This window comes from Martinezella sp. CNPSo 3964, from assembly GCF_057784375.1.
Genome location: NZ_JBXSOW010000003.1, coordinates 377,739 through 395,034, shown reverse-complemented (window position 1 = coordinate 395,034; position 17,296 = coordinate 377,739). Strand labels below are relative to the sequence as shown.

Here is a 17,296-nt window from a genome sequence, read left to right as displayed (position 1 = left end):
GCGTAGCGGTTTTCCGTCCGGAATTGCGAAAAACAAAGAGATAGAGCGGTTCAGAGTTTCCGTGAAAAGCTGAGCCGCTCTAGGCTCAGGATTTCACGGCGCCGGCGGTGAGGCCGGCAATGATGTGCTTCTGCGCCAGGAAGAAGACGATGACGGTGGGCAGGATGGTCAGCGTGATGAAGGCGAGCACCAGCTCCCATTCCGTGCCGAATTCGCCGCTATAGACCATCATGCCGAGCGGCCAGGGATAGATCGAATCCGAGTTCAGCATGATCAGCGGCAGGATGTAGCTGTTCCAGCTGCCGACGAAGGAGATGATGCTGACGGTCGCGATGATCGGCCGCGAGAGCGGCAGCGAGATATGCCAGAAGAAGCGGATATAACCGCAACCGTCGACAAACGCCGCCTGGAACAATTCTTCCGGAAGGTTTCGAAAATAATTGCGGAAGAGCAGGATGCTCATGCCGAGGCCGAAAGCCACCTGCGGCAGCACCACGCCCCAATAGGTATTGAGCAGGCCGAGATCGCGGATGCGGATGAAGAGCGGCAGAATGGCTGTGGCTGCCGGAAACATCAGGCCGATGAGGAAATAATTCAGCAGGAAATTCGAGCCGAAGAATTTCACATGCGCGAAGGCGAAGGCCGCCATGGCCGAGACCGACAGCGTCAGGAAGACGGTGAGCACGGCGATGATCAAGGAATTCATCATCTGTCGCCAGTAGCGGTCACCGAAGAGGATGCCGGTATAGTTCTCGAAGTGCCACTCGGCCGGCAGGCCGAAGGGATTGGTGCGGAGATCGCCGAGCGTCTTGAAACCGCCGAGCGCGGTCGTCAGCAGCGGGATCAGCACGATGGCGGCAATGATGGTCAGCGACACATAGAGATAGATCTTCGTGCCGGTGGTCAGTCGAACGGATGAGGCCAGATCAGTCATTGCGCATAAATATCCGTTTGTAGCCGAAGGCGAGGGTGACGCAGATCACGAACAGCACGACGCCGACGGCGCTGCCGAGGCCGACCTGCATGCGGGTGACGCCGAAATTGTAGAGGAAGGTCACCATCGTCTGGGTCGAGTTGAACGGGCCGCCGCCGGTGAGCGGCATGATCATGTCGAAGAGCTGCAGCGATCCGACGACGGCGAAGAAGACGGAAAGGCGCAGCGTCGAGCCGAGCAGCGGCAGCGTCACATAGCGGAACTTCTGCCAGCCTGTGGCGCCGTCGATTTCGGCTGCCTCCAAGACGCTCTTGTCGAGCGACTGCATGCCGGCGATGAAAAGCATCATGTGAAAGCCGAAATATTTCCACACGATGACGCCGAGCACGGCATACATCGCCAGATCCTTGTCTGCGAGCACGTAAGGCGTCGGCGTACCGAGGAAATGCGCGATCGCAGCAAACAGGCCATAATCGCCGTCATAGACGAAGCGCCAGATGAGGCCGGCAGCCACCTCGGCCAGCACGTAAGGCAGGAAGAAGATCAGCCGGAAGAGCACGACGCCGCGAATGCGGTGCGCCAGCATCGTCGCCAGCCAGATGGCGAGCGGCACCTGGATCGCGATCGATACGACGATGATCAAAGCATTGTTTTTGAGCGACGTCAGGAAGGCACCGTTCTTGAACAGCACCTGGAAATTGCGCAGACCCACGAATTCGGTCGGCAGGCCATAGCCGCTCCAGCGATAGAGGCTGTACCAGGCCGCTTCCCCCATCGGCAGGATGACGAAGATGGTGAAAAGCAGCAGCGCAGGCGGCAAAAACAGCAGGATAACGGGCAGGCGGCCGCGCGCAGCCGGTGATTTTCGCTTCGCTGCGGGTCTCGCTCTTGCGACAGAGGGCATAGTGGTCGTAGCGCTGACATCGGTCATGGGCAGTCTCGACAATTACAGTTCAAAGAAAAACCGGCGCCGGCACAAGGGAGCGGCCGGCGCCGGATGCCGCTAGAGCTGGTCCTGTTCGAAGGCGTCCTGGACCTGCTGCGCGCCATCCTTCGGAGTGATCTGGCCGGAGACGATGCCAACAGCCACATCGTTGACGACGCGGCCAACGGAGGGGCCGAGATCCTGGTCGAAGAAATTCTGGTGCCAGGTCGAATGCGCCAGCTGGTCGGCTGCCTCGTGCATCAGCGGACCCTTGACGCCGTCTTCGGCGCCGACGGCAACCGGGATGATCATGCCGGCTTGCGCCATGGTGCGTTCGTTTTCGGCATTGGTCAGGTAGGCGAGGAAATCGAGCGCCTCGGGCGGAGCCTTTTTGGTGACGGCCCAGCCGTTCAGGCCGCCGAGCGTATCGGTCGGGAGGCCCGCACCGCCGGTCACGGCCGGGAAGGCGAACCGCCCGATATTGTCATCCGCCTGACCTTTGCCGTCGCCGGAATTGGTGCGCTGGTTGGCAACCGTATTTTCGAAGCCGAGGATCATCGCAGCCTTGCCGTCGCCGAAAACGCCGAGCGCCTGTGGCCAGGTGGTGCCGAGATAACCGGGCTGGAAGGGTTCGAGCTTGCCGAGTTCGGCAAGCTGTTCGCCGGCCTTGATGATCGAGGGATCGTTGAAGCCATTGCCCTTGCCGTTCTTGGCATCGTTGAAGACCTGCTGGCCGCCGTCGCGCATCACCAGATAGCTCCAGTAGAAATGGATCGGCCACTTCTCGCCGCCGCCGCCGGCGATCGGCGCGATGCCGGCAGCCTTGATCTTCTTGACCGCGGCCAGATAATCGTCCCAGGTCTTGATGGCACTCGCATCGACGCCGGCCTTGGCGAACAACGCCTTGTTATAGAAGAAGGAAACCGTGCCGAGCTTGTAGGGTACGGCACTGATCTTGTTGTCGAAGGTCAGGCCCTTGACGGCCGCCTGATTGTAGCTCTTCAGCCAGGCGCCATCCTTGGCGTTCATCGCCACAGTCAGATCCAGCAGCGTGCCGGTCTGCTGCTGCTGCTTCAAGACGCCGCCGCCCCAGCTGAAGAAGAAATCGGGAGCGTCCTTCGATTGCAAGAGCGTCGGCAGCTTTGCCTTGAACGCTTCGTTGGCCAGGAACTGCATCTCGATCTTCGTGCCGGGATGCTTGGCCTCATACTGGTCCGCGATCTTGCGCCAGACGGCGACATAGGTCGGATCGGTTTCCAGATGCAGCCATTTGACGACGGTATCGGCGGCAGCGCCAGTTGCGCCCGCCAGAATCGCCAGTCCGGTCGTGGCGGCAACAGCAGCGATGCGAAGGGCCTTGGCCCCACGTAGATGGATCATGATTTTCTCCTCCCAAGGGAACCAAGAGCCTCAATATTTTTTCCCTTATGCGGAATAATTCAACGGAGCTTTGCTGAAATGTCAACCGCCATCGCTAAATTTTTGGCAGATTGGCTGCAAAATGGCTTGACATTGGGCAAGTGCCATAGGTTATTTAATTCGCATTCCGTTAAAAATACCAGGCCGCAGCCGAGCGGGTCCGTCATTCGGCACCATTCTCATGAAAACAGCAGATCCCGAGCTTATGCGGGCGATAAACCGCTTCAATGTGCTGGATACGATCCGGCGGGCGGGCTCCATCGCACGTATCGAAATCAGCGACCGCACTCAGCTTTCGACCACGACAGTCTCGGCAATCACAGCCTCGCTGCTGGATGACGGGCTGATCCTGGCCCGCACCGAAGGCGACCTGCGCGAGGCGGCCACCCGCGGCCGACCCCGCGTCATGCTGGAGCTTAACCCCGATGCTGCGCGCGTCGTCGGCGCGAAAATCGCCGCCAACCGCATGGTTTTCGTCGTCACCGACTTCTGCGGTGAGGTTCTATCGACGCTGACACTGGCGCTACGCGTCGACCGGCAGCCGATCGGCGTCATTGCCGATCTTATCGAGGATGGCGTGCGCCGCTGCGTCGTCGATGCCAATCTGGCATTGGACGAGATCGATTCCGTCTGCCTCGGCCTGCCCGGCGTCGTCGAGCATCGCACCGGCCATATCCGCACCAGCCCGATCTTTCGCGAAAGCGGCGTCGATTTCGCCAAGGACATGTCGGAACGGCTGGGCGTCACCACCATCGTCGAAAGCGATGCACATGCCATCACGCTTGCCCATCACTGGTTCGGCCAGGCGAGAGACCTGGACGACATGGTGCTGGTGTCGCTGGAACAGACATTGGGACTTGGCGTTCTGCATGGCGGCCAGCTCTTTCGCGGCGCCGGCGGCCTCAGCCACAATCTCGGCGATCTCGTGCTCGGCATGGGTCCGCAGGGCATTATCCGCCTGGCAAGCCTTGCCGGCGAAAGCGCCATTCTCGGCGATCAGCCGAGCGGCCGTTTTGCCGAAGCCATCCGCCTCGGCCGGGGAATGGCGCATGCGAAGACACTGATCGATGCCGAAGACAACACATTGATCAGCGCGGCAATCCGCGCCGGCGAAGCCTGCGGCATGGCGCTTGCCAATATCGTAACGCTGTTTGCGCCGCCGCGCGTCATTCTGGTGGGATCGAGCCTGGCGCTCGGCCAGCCCTTCCTCGACAGCCTGCGGGAGGCCTATTCGCTGGCGATCCCGCCGTCGATCAAGGGCGTGACCGAACTCGTTTTCGACCAGTCGACCGACGAGACCTGGGCGCAGGGCGCCGCGGTCGTCGCGCTGCGCGAACTTTACGAATCCCCCTGGGGAACGACGGGGCCGGCACCGGCCCTCTGATGTCCCCACAGCAATTCCAGGAAAACTGCGCAGTGATTTTCCGCCCGGAATTGCGTCGAAACAATAGGATAGAGCGGTTCAGCGCCTATGTGAAACGCTGAGCCGCTCCAGGACAGACAAGACAATTCATCTGGAGGAAGCTTATGAACAAGGTCGGCATCGGCATTATCGGCTGCGGGAACATTTCCGGCGCCTATCTTACCGCCATGAAATCCTTTCCCATTCTCGACATCAAAGGTGTGGCCGACCTCAATCGCGAGCTTGCCGAGGCAAAGGCTGCCGAATTCGGTCTGAAGGCGGTCGATATCGCTTCCTTGCTCGCCGATCCCTCGATTGAGATCATCGTCAACCTGACCATTCCGAAGGCGCATGTCGCCGTCGGTCTGCAGGCGCTGGATGCCGGCAAACATACCTATTCGGAAAAGCCGCTCGGTATCAATTTCGCCGAGGGCAAGAAGCTTGCAGATGCCGCGGCCACCAAGGGTCTGCGCATCGGTGCAGCGCCCGATACCTTCCTCGGCGGTGGCCATCAGACGGCCCGCGCCATCATCGACGAAGGTGCGATCGGCATTCCCGTCGGCGGCACCGCTACCTTCATGTGCCCCGGCCACGAGCGCTGGCATCCGAATCCGGCTTTCTATTATGAAATCGGCGGCGGCCCGATGCTCGACATGGGGCCTTATTACATCACCGATCTCGTCAACCTGCTTGGCCCGGTCTCCCAGGTCGCCGGCTTTGCCGTCACGCCGCGCAAGGAACGCATCATCACCAGCGAGCCACGCAACGGCGAGCACATCCCCGTGCATGTGCCGACGCATGTTGCCGGCGTCATGGCCTTTGCCAATGGCGCGGTCGTCCAGATCGGCATGAGCTTCGATGTCGCCGGCCACAAGCATGTGCCGCTCGAAGTCTACGGCACGGAAGGCACGCTGATCGTGCCCGACCCCAACCGTTTCGGCGGCCCGGTGGAATTCCTCAAGAAGGGCGGCGAGTTTGCCGAGCGCGAGATCACCGCACCCTATGCCGACGGCAACTACCGCTCGCTCGGCGTCGCAGACATGGCACATGCCATCCGCTCGAACCGTCCGCACCGTGCCAATGGCAGCCTCGCGCTGCACGTGCTCGAAGTCATGGAAGCCTTCCAGACGGCCTCCGACACCGGGCGCACGGTCACCATCACGACGCAAACGGAGCGCCCGGCCCCTCTTTCCGAATCCCTGGTGGATGGGCAGATCGGCCGCTAACGACACAATTTCAGGAGGATTATCATGCGTGAAGCACTTATCGTCTGGGGCGGCTGGAGCGGCCACGAACCGCAGGAATGCGCCCATATCATCCGCGACATGCTCGAAGAGGACGGCTTCAAGGTCTATCTCGAAAACAGCACCGAGGCCTTTGCCGATCCCTCGATCCACGATCTCAGCCTGATCGTGCCGATCGTCACCATGTCGAAGATCGAGAAGGAAGAGGTGAAGAACCTCGCGGCCGCAATCGAAAGCGGCGTTGGCATAGCCGGCTATCATGGTGGCGCAGGCGACTCGTTCCGCGAAAGCGTCGAGTACCAGTTCATCATCGGCGGCCAATGGGTCGCCCATCCCGGCAACATCATCGACTATACGGTCAACATCACGCGGCCGGACGATCCGATCATGGAGGGGATCACCGATTTCCCCTACACGTCGGAGCAATATTACATGCACGCCGACCCGTCGAACGAGGTGCTGGCGACCACCACATTCACCGGCGACCATGCCTACTGGATCGACGGCGTCGTCATGCCCGTCGCCTGGAAGCGCAAATACGGCAAGGGCCGCGTGTTCTATTCCTCGCTCGGCCACCAGGCCAAGGAATTCGACGTGCCGCAGATGAAGACCATCTTCCGCCGCGGCGCGAACTGGGCGGCACGCTGAGCCCTGCACGTTTCGAAAATTGCCGCCCCTCATAATGCCTGAGGGGCGGCTTTGCGTCGGCCATCCCGATGATAGCGCAATCGCGCACACGGCAGATTTCATCGTTTCGAGCAAATGATGAGCAGGCCGGACAGGCGGCCGTGAACGGAGCTTGGGCAGGGGCTCCACCCCGCATCCTGCAGCCAACTATCGATCGCCCTCATCTCACCTCGACGTTGCAGATCCTGCCTCGCATTCCGTGCCAGGCTCCACTCCCCATTTTGATCGTACGACTGTCAGCACGAGCGATCAGGCTGCGTTCGGCCCCAATGCGCGTGGACGCATCGAAAGGTGCATCAGCCTCCATTTGCAATTCCGATCAATTGCTTACCAGATTGATAATAAATCGCTAAAACACGCCTGAGATGAGATTTATGAAGCGAAACTGAAACGCGATCAGTTTTCGTTTGACATTCCTTTATCTTCATTTATCGTCATTCTTGTTTCGGTTTTCGCGTGAGGGATGCAAATCGAAACAGGGGGAGGGATTATTGTCCGAAAATCAGATCGATACGGAAAACGGCATGGTTGGCGGCATTGGCCGCATGGCCACTGACGTCGCCTGGCGCAATCCTTGCCGGCGCGATGTTTCCGCGGGCAGATCGGCACAATCCACTTCCGAACAATCATAATCTCAGCAGCAGGCACCGTCCGGCAACGACAGGACGGATCGGTCTCTTCGCAATCCTCGCGGCAGCATTGATATGCGGCGCATGGAAGGAATCTATCGTGCTTGAACTCAGGGGCGTATCGAAGTCTGTCGGCGGCGAAACGCATATCGCGGAAACAAATCTGACGCTGCAGCGCGGCACGCTGAACGTGCTGCTGGGGCCGACGCTTTCGGGCAAGACGTCGCTGATGCGGCTTATGGCTGGCCTCGACAAGCCGACTACGGGCACGATCCATGTCGACGGTGCCGATGTCACGGGACAGCCGGTGCAGCGCCGCAACGTCGCCATGGTCTACCAGCAATTCATCAATTATCCCGCCATGACCGTCTACGACAACATCGCCTCGCCGATGCGATTGAGCGGCAAAAGTGCTGATATCATTGATCAGGAAGTGAAGAAGGCAGCCGATCTTCTGCGCCTCGGCCCCTTCCTCGATCGCCTGCCCTTGAGCCTCTCCGGCGGCCAGCAGCAGCGTACCGCACTTGCCCGCGCCATCGTGAAAAATGCCGGGCTGGTGCTGCTCGACGAGCCGCTCGCCAATCTCGATTACAAGCTGCGCGAGGAGCTGCGCGCCGAACTGCCGAAGATCTTCGCTGAATCCGGCGCCATCTTCGTCTACGCCACCACCGAACCCTCCGAAGCACTGCTTCTCGGCGGCAATACCGCAACCTTGTCGGAAGGCCGCATCACGCAGTTCGGCGCGACGATCGAGGTCTTCCGCAACCCGAAAGACCTGATTACCGCCACCACCTTTGCCGATCCGCCGCTGAACACGATAGCGCTCGACAAGCGCGGCCGCGAGTTCGCGCTGAACGACACTATCCGCCTGCCTGTACCGAGGGGATTGGAGGACCGGCCGGATGGCCGATACACGATCGCCTTCCAGCCGCATCATCTGGCACTTGCGCCGCAGACGCCGGCGGCAGTTGCCGCGCCGGCCAGGGTTATGGTGACCGAGATCACCGGCTCGGAAAGCTTCATCCATATCGATGTTTCCGGGCAGCGCTGGGTGATGCTGACCCAGGGCGTTCAGGATATCGATGTCGACGATGCGATCGACGTGTATATCGACCCGCGTCACATCATGGTTTTCGACACCGATGGCGCCGCCGTCACTCCCGCCTTGCAACAAGCCGCCTGAGGAGGGACAATGGCCCGCATCGATCTCGACCACATCAGGCACGCCTACAACGACCATCCGAAATCCGACGCCGACTATGCGCTGAAGGAAGTCAACCATAGCTGGGAAGACGGAAGCGCCTATGCCCTGCTCGGCCCCTCGGGGTGCGGCAAGACCACGCTTCTCAACATTGTCTCGGGCCTGGTGCAGGCTTCCGAGGGCCGCATTCTCTTCGACGGCAAGGACGTGACCCGGCTGTCGACCCAGGAGCGCAACATCGCCCAGGTCTTCCAGTTCCCGGTCGTCTACGACACGATGACCGTCTACGACAATCTCGCCTTCCCGCTGCGCAACCGGCATGTCCCGGAGGCCGAAGTGAAGCGCAAGGTCGATGAGATCATCGAGATGATTGGCCTTTCCGACAGTGCCCACCGCAAGGCACGCGGCTTGACCGCCGATGCCAAGCAGAAGATCTCGCTCGGCCGCGGCCTCGTGCGCTCGGATGTCAACGCCATCCTGTTCGACGAGCCGCTGACCGTCATCGATCCGCATATGAAGTGGGTGCTGCGCTCGCAGCTGAAGCAGCTCCACCGCCGCTTCGGCTTCACCATGGTCTATGTCACCCACGATCAGACCGAAGCGCTCACCTTCGCCGACAAGGTAGTGGTCATGTACAACGGCGAAGTGGTGCAGATCGGCACGCCGAACGACCTGTTCGAGCGCCCGCGCCACACCTTCGTCGGCTATTTCATCGGCTCGCCCGGCATGAATGTCATGCCCGTCGAAATCGAAGGCAGCAGTGCACGGCTCGGCAACCGCACGATCGCGCTGCCCGGCGCGCCTGCGGAAAAGCGAGCCGGACGTTCCGAACTCGGCATCCGCCCGGAATTCGTCCGTATCGGCCGCGAGGGCATGCCCGCCACCGTAACGAAGGTTGAAGATCTCGGCCGCCGCAAGGTGGTCCGCGCCAAGCTCGACGGCCAGGACATCGTCGCGGTCATCGGCGAGGACCAGACGGTGCCGGCCGAGCCGCACATCGCCTTCGATCCCGCCGGCATCAATATCTACGCCGACTCTTGGCGCGTCGAGATGGGAGCCTGACGATGGAGAAGACCTGGAACAACAAAGCCTGGTTCATGCTCATTCCGGTTCTGCTGCTCGTCGGCTTTTCCGCCGTCATTCCGCTGATGACGGTCGTGAACTATTCGGTACAGGACACCTTCGGCAACAACGTCTTCTTCTGGGCGGGCACGCAGTGGTTCGAGGAAATTCTTCGCTCCGGCCGCTTCTGGGATTCGATGATCCGCAACCTGATCTTCTCCTTCGTCATTCTGGCGATCGAGGTGCCGCTCGGCATCTTCATTGCCCTCAATATGCCGAAGAAGGGGCTCGGCGTCCCGGTCTGCCTGGTGCTGATGGCCTTGCCGCTGCTCATCCCGTGGAATGTCGTCGGCACGATCTGGCAGGTTTTCGGCCGCAGTGACATCGGCTTGATGGGCTACGTCCTCGTCAATCTCGGCATCGACTACAACTATGTCTCCGATCCCGCCGACGCCTGGGCAACCGTGATCGTCATGGACGTCTGGCACTGGACGAGCCTCGTCGTGCTGCTCTGCTATGCCGGCCTCGCCTCCATTCCCGACGCCTTCTACCAGGCCGCCAAGATCGACGGCGCCTCGCGCTGGTCCGTCTTCCGCTACATCCAGCTGCCGAAGATGAACCGCGTGCTGCTGATCGCCGTACTGCTGCGCTTCATGGACAGTTTCATGATCTATACCGAACCTTTCGTCGTCACAGGCGGCGGTCCCGGCAACTCGACGACCTTCCTGTCGATCGATCTCGTGAAGATGGCGCTCGGCCAGTTCGACCTCGGCCCGGCAGCCGCCATGTCGCTGGTCTACTTCCTGATCGTGCTGCTGCTGTCCTGGGTCTTCTACACCGTCATGACCAATTACGATGCGGGAGCAAGCCGATGAGCGGCAAACCCCTCTCCACCACGGCCGACAACGCCGGCATTCACACACTTGCCGCTTCCGATGGCGCCGCCAATGCGAGCGCTGCGACGGGCGCGCGGGTTTCCCGCCGTCACGGCGAAAAAGGACGCTGGGCCTGGCTGGTGCCGACGATCTACATCATCTTCCTGCTGCTGCCGATCTACTGGCTCGTCAATATGAGCTTCAAGACGAACGAGGAAATCATCGGCGGACTGACGCTCTATCCGCACCAACCGACGCTGCGCAACTACGCGATCATCTTCACCGATCCGTCCTGGTACAAGGGCTATATCAACTCCATCACCTATGTCGTCATGAACATGGTGATCTCGGTCGCGTGTGCCCTTCCCGCCGCCTACGCCTTCTCGCGCTACCGCTTTCTCGGCGATAAGCATGTATTCTTCTGGCTGCTGACGAACCGCATGGCGCCGCCGGCGGTCTTCGCGCTACCCTTCTTCCAGCTCTACTCGGCCTTCGGCCTGATCGACACCCATATCGCCGTGGCGCTGGCGCACTGCCTGTTCAACGTGCCGCTGGCGGTCTGGATCCTCGAAGGCTTCATGTCAGGCGTGCCGAAGGAGATCGACGAAACCGCTTATATCGACGGCTATTCGTTCCCGCGCTTCTTCATCAAGATCTTCATTCCCTTGATCGCAAGCGGCATCGGCGTCGCCGCCTTCTTCTGCTTCATGTTCTCCTGGGTGGAACTGCTGATTGCCCGCACGCTGACGACGACCGACGCCAAGCCGATCGCCGCCATCATGACGCGCACCGTTTCGGCCGCCGGCATGGACTGGGGCCTGCTTGCCGCCGCCGGTGTGCTGACCTTGGTGCCTGGCGCGCTCGTCATCTATTTCGTCCGCAATTACATCGCCAAAGGCTTCGCGCTCGGCCGCGTCTGAAGGAAAACCGCCATGAATACAGACTTTTCCTGGATGGCCTGGACCCTGCCGACGGCGCTGTTCTTCGTGACCATCCTGCTGCTTTTGATCGGCATGGCGGTCTGGGAATATTTTTCGCCGGGCGGCAATCCGCGCCTCGGCATTCTGCGCTTCGAAACGACGCGCGGCGACCGGCTCTTTATCTCGCTGCTCGGCGCCGCCTTCATCCATCTCGCCTGGCTGGGCCTGGGAGGCCCCAGCCTGTGGTGGGCTCTTGCTCTTTCCGTGGTCTACGCCATCGGCGTCTTCCGTCTGGTCTAGCGCGGAATCAACCTGTTACCGCTCCGTTGCCCATTCGGTCATGCGGAGCAGTAAGGCAAATCGATACAGATGGCCGGAAGTCCGGCCGGCTGACAATGCACTCGCAACCTGTAGGGAGGAATATATGCGACGGCATCTCTTGACGACAACGGCAGTTGCCCTGCTGGCCCTGGCCGGCACGGCGCATGCCGGCATGAACGAAGCCAAGACATTCCTGGACAAGGAGATCGGCGATCTCTCGACGCTCTCGCGCGCCGACCAGGAAAAGGAAATGCAGTGGTTCATCGATGCGGCCAAGCCCTTCAAGGGCATGGAAATCAAGGTCGTTTCGGAAACGCTGACGACCCACCAGTATGAATCGCAGGTTCTCGCCCCGGCCTTCACCGCCATCACCGGCATCAAGGTCACCCACGACGTCATCCAGGAAGGCGACGTCGTCGAGAAGATCCAGACGCAGATGCAGACCGGCCAGAACCTCTATGACGGCTGGGTCAACGATTCCGATCTGATCGGCACGCATTGGCGCTACAAGCAGGTGCGCAACCTGACGGATTGGATGGCCGACGAGGGCAAGGACGTCACCAATCCGGGCATCGATATCGCCGATTTCATCGGCAGCAGCTTCACCACCGCTCCGGACAAGAAGCTCTACCAGCTTCCCGACCAGCAGTTCGCCAACCTCTACTGGTTCCGTTACGACTGGTTCAACGACCCGAAGAACAAGGCCGATTTCAAGGCGAAATACGGCTACGAGCTCGGCGTGCCGGTCAACTGGTCGGCCTATGAGGACATCGCCCAGTTCTTCACCGGCCGCGACGTCGACGGCAAGAAGGTCTTCGGCCATATGGACTACGGCAAGAAGGACCCGTCGCTCGGCTGGCGCTTCACCGACGCCTGGCTCTCGATGGCCGGCAACGGCGACAAGGGCCTTCCGAACGGCCTGCCGGTCGACGAATGGGGTATCAAGGTCGATGCCAGCTCCCGTCCTGTCGGCTCCTGCGTCGCCCGCGGCGGCGACACCAACGGCCCGGCTGCGGTCTATTCGATCCAGAAATATCTCGACTGGCTGAAGGCCTACGCTCCGGCGGAAGCACAGGGCATGACCTTCTCCGAATCCGGTCCGGTTCCGTCGCAAGGCAATATCGCCCAGCAGATCTTCTGGTATACGGCCTTCACCGCCGACATGGTCAAGCCCGGCCTGCCGGTCATGAACTCCGACGGCACGCCGAAGTGGCGCATGGCTCCCTCGCCGCATGGCGTCTACTGGAAGGACGGCATGAAGCTCGGCTATCAGGACGTCGGCTCCTGGACGCTGATGAAATCGACCCCGGTCGATCGCGCCAAGGCCGCATGGCTCTATGCGCAGTTCGTCACCTCGAAGACTGTCGATGTGAAGAAGAGCCATGTCGGCCTCACCTTCATTCGCGAATCCACCATCCGCGACAAGAGCTTCACCAAGCGCGCTCCGGAACTCGGCGGTCTGATCGAGTTCTATCGCTCGCCGGCCCGCGTGCAGTGGTCGCCGACCGGCACCAACGTTCCTGACTATCCGAAGCTCGCGCAGCTCTGGTGGCAGGCGATCGGCGATGCCGCATCGGGTGCCAAGGATGCCCAGGGCGCCATGGATGCGCTCTGCGCCGATCAGGAAAAGGTGATGCAGCGCATCGAACGCGCGGGCGTTCAGGGCGACATCGGCCCGAAGCTCGCTGAGGAGCACGATCTCGCCTACTGGAACGCCGATGCCGTCAAGAACGGTCATCTCGCTCCGCAGCTGAAGGTCGCCGACGAAAAGGAAAAGCCCGTCACCATCAACTATGACGAGCTGGTCAAGAGCTGGGCCGACGCCAAGCAATAAGCACCCGTATCCGGAGATGCGGCAGCGCCGGGGCCTGAAAAGGCCCCGGCTTTTTTTTCGCCGAAACGCCAGATGTCTGAGTCGAAACGAGGCTAAAGAACCGAAAGAAGCACCGCGACCTCTGTCACAGACTTGACACACTCCAACAACCCACAAACTATCCTTATCCGGGTCATGAAATTCCGACGCCGGTGATTTCGGATGTCCATGACAGATTTCAACAAAAGGAGAACAGCATGAGAAGCGGATATTGTGGGCGGTGGGCGCTCTTTACAGCCATTGGTCTTGCCGCCTTGCCGGCCCTTGCCGCCGATCTGCCGGACGCCATGCCCGACGACAATCTCAACGCTGTTCTTTGGGACCAGACTTCGGTCGAGGCGCAAGCCAACGCACTCGGTGCCTACGCACTCGGCCGCATCAGGCTTGACGAAGCATTGGCTGACAAGACCTGGACTGCAGCCCCTGTCGAGCAGACAGGTAATTTCCAGGATTTTCCGCCCGCCATCATCCTCGACGTCGACGACACCGTCCTCAACACCTCGCCCTACCAGGCGCGCAACATAACGACGGGTACGAGCTTCAAGCCGGAAACCTGGACGCAATATGTGAATGCCCAGCAGGACAAGCCGATTCCCGGCGCGGTGGAATTTACCCAATATGCAGCGTCAAAGGGCGTGAAGGTCTTCTACGTCACCAACCGAACCGCCGATGAGGAAGGCCCGACCGTCGAGGAAATGAAGCGCTTCGGCTTTCCGATGGGCGACAATGTCGACACTTTCCTCAGCGCGAAGGAGCAGTCCGACTGGGGCTCCGCCAAAGGCACGCGCCGCGCCTTCATCGCCAAGAACTATCGCATTCTCCTGATGTTTGGCGATAATTTCGGCGACTTCACCGACGACTACAAGGGCACTGTCGAGGAGCGGCAGAAGGTGTTCGAGGCCAACAAGGCACATTTCGGCCATGACTGGATCGCCATCGCCAACCCGACCTATGGCTCGTTCGAAAGCGCACCCTACAAAGGCGATTACAAGCTGCCGCCGGAAGAACAGCGCCGGATGAAGCAGAATGCGCTGACGCCCTGGGATGGGAAGTGACCTTCCTCGATAAAGACCTGTCAGGTGAATTCGTGGCTGTGGCAACTCCATGCCTGGCCCCTCACCCCGCACTGCGGGGAGAGGGAGTTCTACAATGCCAAATGCTGCTGCTTGGAGGAGTCGATTGTCTTGCCCAGTCGTCCCCTCGCCCCGCTTAGCGGGGAGAGGGCTAGGTGAGGGGCCAGGCAGAGCGTTTCGGCAAGACCGAACTCACCTGATCTTCACTCATATAGCCAACTATCAATCAACTCTTCCGCTTCAATTTCGTCGCACCTTCTTCCACCAGCCGCTTCGCTGCCTCCGCGACAGTGATCTTGCCGAAGGCGAGCTGGTCGGCGACGGGGCGGGCGACGTTCACGTCGAATTCCTGAGAGCCGAGCGGCGCCGGCACGGGATAGGTGCCGACCTGATCCTTCAAGAGCTCGATATAGTGCACCGTCTGCTGCTCCACCGGATTGAGCGTCGGCAAAATGGCCGCACGCACGGCGGGTGACATGGGTACGCCGCGTTCGACGCCGAGGATCTTGCCGGCATCGACGTCGTTGACGAAGAAATTGATGAATTTTGCCGCCGCCTCGCCGTTCTTGCTGGTGGCACCGACGCTCCAGATCAGCGCCGGGCGATAGTAGTGCCCGGAGGGACCATCCTTCTTCTCGCGCGGCAGCATCGTGACGGCGAGCTTGCTCTTGACCACGAGCTGGTAGCCGACGAGCTGGTTGGAATAGGCCATGCCGATGGCAGATTTTCCGAGCGCCAGGCAATTGCTCTCGATGACGTTCTGGTCGAGCGTCTGGACATCGGCCGAGACGGTGCCGCCGCGTTTGCGCAGCTCTTCCCAGTAGCTGTACCATTCCTTGGCATCGTCAACGCCGAAGCCGAGCCCGCCTTCCTCGGTGAAGAGACTCTTGCCGCGCTGGCGCAGCCAGACGTCAAGCACATAATTGTAGCGCGCGCCATAAGGTCCGCCCCAGTAGCCGCGCTTGCCGGCCGCCTTCGTCATTTCCACGGCGAGATCGGCATATTCGGCCCATGTCGTCGTCGGGCCGGGCGGCGTCAGGCCGGTCTTCTTGAACATGTCCTCGTCATAGAACATGGCGAAGGAGTTCAGTCCCAGGCCGACGCCGTAAAGTTTGTTGTCGACCGTGGTCAGCTTCAGCACGTCCTTGCCGAAGCTGTCGACATTCAGCGTCGAGGGCACGAACTGGTCGAGCGGCATGCAGGCGCCACGCTTGGAATAATCGGAGATCGTGCTCGGCTCGAGCTGGAAGACATCGGCGATGTTCTGGCTGGCCATGCCGGTTGCAAGCTTGGCCCAGTAGCCGTCGCCGCTGATGCTCTCACCGATGACAGACAGATCGGGGTTCTTGCTGTGGAACAGCTCGGCCACCGCGACCGTGCGCTTGCCGCGATCGGGCGAGCCCCACCACATTGCCCGGAGTTGCGTCGCATCGGCAAAGGCGGGCATTGCCCCGCCTCCGAACGCAAGACCCGCAGCGGCTCCGGCGGTTCCGATCATGAACGAACGACGATTCATGCGCATGAGATTCCTCCTTCTCTTGCGTTGTCATCCGCGGCGATCTCCCCGACGCCTTCAGCGGACAAGTAGGCGCGACGATATGCAACTTCACAGCATTGTGCAATAAAAAATCTTTCTATTGCAAATTTGCATAATTTTGCATACCGTTTGCGCTATGAACGATCTTCGCTCCAAACGCATCAGGCAGGCCGATATCGCCACTGCCGCCGGTGTCTCCGTCTCGACGGTGTCGCGGGTTCTCACCAATGAGCCCGGCATCAGCGAGACGATCCGTCAGCACATTTTCAAGGTCGCGAGCGATCTCGGCTATCCGCTGAAGACCGCAGCAGAAACGACGGCTGGCGGCCTGGCACTGATCGCCAGCGACAGCGTCACCGGCGGCTTGAGTGTCTTCTACGAGGGCATTCTGGAAGGCCTGCGGGCAGGTGCTGCCGAGCGCGGCATGCGCCTCGACATCCGTCTCGTCCGCGAGGCGAGGACCGAGCCTGATCTGGTGAGTGAATATCTGCAGACCGCCGGCGCCGAGGGTCTCTTTCTGGTCGGCATCGACCCTTCGGAAGAGCTGTGCCGCTGGCTTGAGGCGAGCGGCACGCCGACCGTGCTCGTCAACGGCACCGATCCGAAGCTGCGTTTTGACGGTGTTTCGCCCTCGAATTTCTTCGGCGCCTATAACGCAACGCGCCGCCTGCTCGATGCCGGCCACCGCCGCATCCTGCATCTGACCGGCTCGCATCGCCAGACGATCCGCGAGCGCATCCGTGGCTTCGAGGCGGCAATCGCCTCGGTGGAAGGTGCAGAGGGCCGTATCGTGCCGATGAATTTCCGGGGTAGCTCCAGCCACGAGGCCCATGACAAGACCGCCGAGATCCTAGTCGCCGGCGAGGGCTATACGGCGGCCTTCTGCATGAACGATTTCATCGCCGTCGGCGTGCTCGACGCTGTCACGGAAGCCGGCCTGCGCGTGCCGGAGGATTTCGCCATTGTCGGCTTCGACGACCTTCCCTGCGCCCTGATGACCAACCCGCGGCTGGCAACCATGCGCGTCGACCGCGCAGCGCTCGGACGCGAGGCCATCGGCCTGATGATCGCGCGCTTCCGCGACCGCGATGCGCCGGCCCGCCACATCTGCCACGGCGTTCAATCGATCGCCGGCGGCACTCTTCCACCCGAAAGCTGAGCCTTCCCCAAAGCGGAAACAATCGAGAGAGCCAT

15 protein-coding genes are annotated in these 17,296 nt (G+C 61.0%); 11 read left to right on the top strand and 4 right to left on the bottom strand.

Annotated elements, in window-relative coordinates; translation table 11 throughout:
• Positions 1-85: 85 nt before the first annotated feature.
• From AC13Q5_RS12305 to AC13Q5_RS12295, 3 genes are all read right to left on the bottom strand, one after another.
• Positions 86-934 (bottom strand): carbohydrate ABC transporter permease, encoded by an 849-nt coding sequence (locus tag AC13Q5_RS12305; protein WP_015341575.1) that lies wholly within the window; start codon positions 932-934, stop codon positions 86-88.
• Positions 927-1,865 carry a carbohydrate ABC transporter permease gene (locus AC13Q5_RS12300; protein WP_075853525.1) on the bottom strand — a complete coding sequence of 313 codons (939 nt, stop codon included), beginning with the start codon at positions 1,863-1,865 and terminating at the stop codon, positions 927-929. Before AC13Q5_RS12300 ends, AC13Q5_RS12305 begins: the two co-directional genes overlap by 8 nt.
• Positions 1,866-1,937: 72 nt before the next feature.
• Entirely contained in the window at positions 1,938-3,239 is a 1,302-nt protein-coding gene (locus AC13Q5_RS12295; protein WP_488501837.1) for an ABC transporter substrate-binding protein, read from the bottom strand.
• Between the two features lie 220 nt (positions 3,240-3,459).
• On the opposite strand from AC13Q5_RS12295, the gene AC13Q5_RS12290 reads away from it, so the two are divergent.
• The 10 genes from AC13Q5_RS12290 to AC13Q5_RS12245 all read left to right on the top strand — a co-directional run bounded on the left by AC13Q5_RS12290 (position 3,460) and on the right by AC13Q5_RS12245 (position 14,547).
• Positions 3,460-4,662 (top strand): ROK family transcriptional regulator, encoded by a 1,203-nt coding sequence (locus tag AC13Q5_RS12290; RefSeq protein ID WP_075853523.1) that lies wholly within the window; start codon positions 3,460-3,462, stop codon positions 4,660-4,662.
• 143 nt (positions 4,663-4,805) lie between these two features.
• The gene (locus AC13Q5_RS12285; RefSeq protein WP_075853522.1) at positions 4,806-5,906 is read left to right on the top strand and encodes a Gfo/Idh/MocA family protein; all 1,101 of its coding nucleotides are present in this window, start codon (positions 4,806-4,808) and stop codon (positions 5,904-5,906) included.
• 24 nt (positions 5,907-5,930) lie between these two features.
• A complete protein-coding gene (locus AC13Q5_RS12280; RefSeq protein ID WP_488501836.1) occupies positions 5,931-6,572 on the top strand; it encodes a ThuA domain-containing protein in 642 nt (213 codons plus the stop codon).
• A gap of 768 nt (positions 6,573-7,340) precedes the next feature.
• Positions 7,341-8,423 (top strand): ABC transporter ATP-binding protein, encoded by a 1,083-nt coding sequence (locus AC13Q5_RS12275; protein ID WP_488501835.1) that lies wholly within the window; start codon positions 7,341-7,343, stop codon positions 8,421-8,423.
• 9 nt (positions 8,424-8,432) lie between these two features.
• Complete coding sequence (locus tag AC13Q5_RS12270) at positions 8,433-9,503, top strand: ABC transporter ATP-binding protein (RefSeq protein WP_488501834.1); 1,071 nt, start codon at positions 8,433-8,435, stop codon at positions 9,501-9,503.
• Between the two features lie 2 nt (positions 9,504-9,505).
• Positions 9,506-10,378 carry a carbohydrate ABC transporter permease gene (locus AC13Q5_RS12265; RefSeq protein ID WP_488501833.1) on the top strand — a complete coding sequence of 291 codons (873 nt, stop codon included), beginning with the start codon at positions 9,506-9,508 and terminating at the stop codon, positions 10,376-10,378.
• Positions 10,375-11,298 (top strand): carbohydrate ABC transporter permease, encoded by a 924-nt coding sequence (locus AC13Q5_RS12260; RefSeq protein WP_488501832.1) that lies wholly within the window; start codon positions 10,375-10,377, stop codon positions 11,296-11,298. Before AC13Q5_RS12265 ends, AC13Q5_RS12260 begins: the two co-directional genes overlap by 4 nt.
• Before the next feature lie 12 nt (positions 11,299-11,310).
• On the top strand, positions 11,311-11,598 hold the full coding sequence (locus tag AC13Q5_RS12255; protein ID WP_488501831.1) for a DUF2160 domain-containing protein: 288 nt from the start codon (positions 11,311-11,313) through the stop codon (positions 11,596-11,598).
• Positions 11,599-11,722: 124 nt separating this feature from the next.
• Positions 11,723-13,453, top strand: coding sequence for an ABC transporter substrate-binding protein (locus AC13Q5_RS12250; RefSeq protein WP_488501830.1), 1,731 nt, complete (start codon positions 11,723-11,725; stop codon positions 13,451-13,453).
• 236 nt (positions 13,454-13,689) lie between these two features.
• On the top strand, positions 13,690-14,547 hold the full coding sequence (locus tag AC13Q5_RS12245) for a 5'-nucleotidase, lipoprotein e(P4) family (protein ID WP_488501829.1): 858 nt from the start codon (positions 13,690-13,692) through the stop codon (positions 14,545-14,547).
• A gap of 244 nt (positions 14,548-14,791) precedes the next feature.
• Here AC13Q5_RS12245 and AC13Q5_RS12240 read toward each other — a convergent pair whose 3' ends face one another.
• Positions 14,792-16,087 carry an ABC transporter substrate-binding protein gene (locus AC13Q5_RS12240; protein WP_488501828.1) on the bottom strand — a complete coding sequence of 432 codons (1,296 nt, stop codon included), beginning with the start codon at positions 16,085-16,087 and terminating at the stop codon, positions 14,792-14,794.
• A 151-nt stretch (positions 16,088-16,238) separates the two neighbouring features.
• Between AC13Q5_RS12240 and AC13Q5_RS12235 the strand changes: the two genes are divergently transcribed.
• Positions 16,239-17,261: a LacI family DNA-binding transcriptional regulator gene (locus AC13Q5_RS12235; RefSeq protein WP_488501827.1), complete on the top strand. Its 1,023-nt coding sequence runs from the start codon at positions 16,239-16,241 to the stop codon at positions 17,259-17,261.
• Positions 17,262-17,296 lie beyond the last annotated feature (35 nt).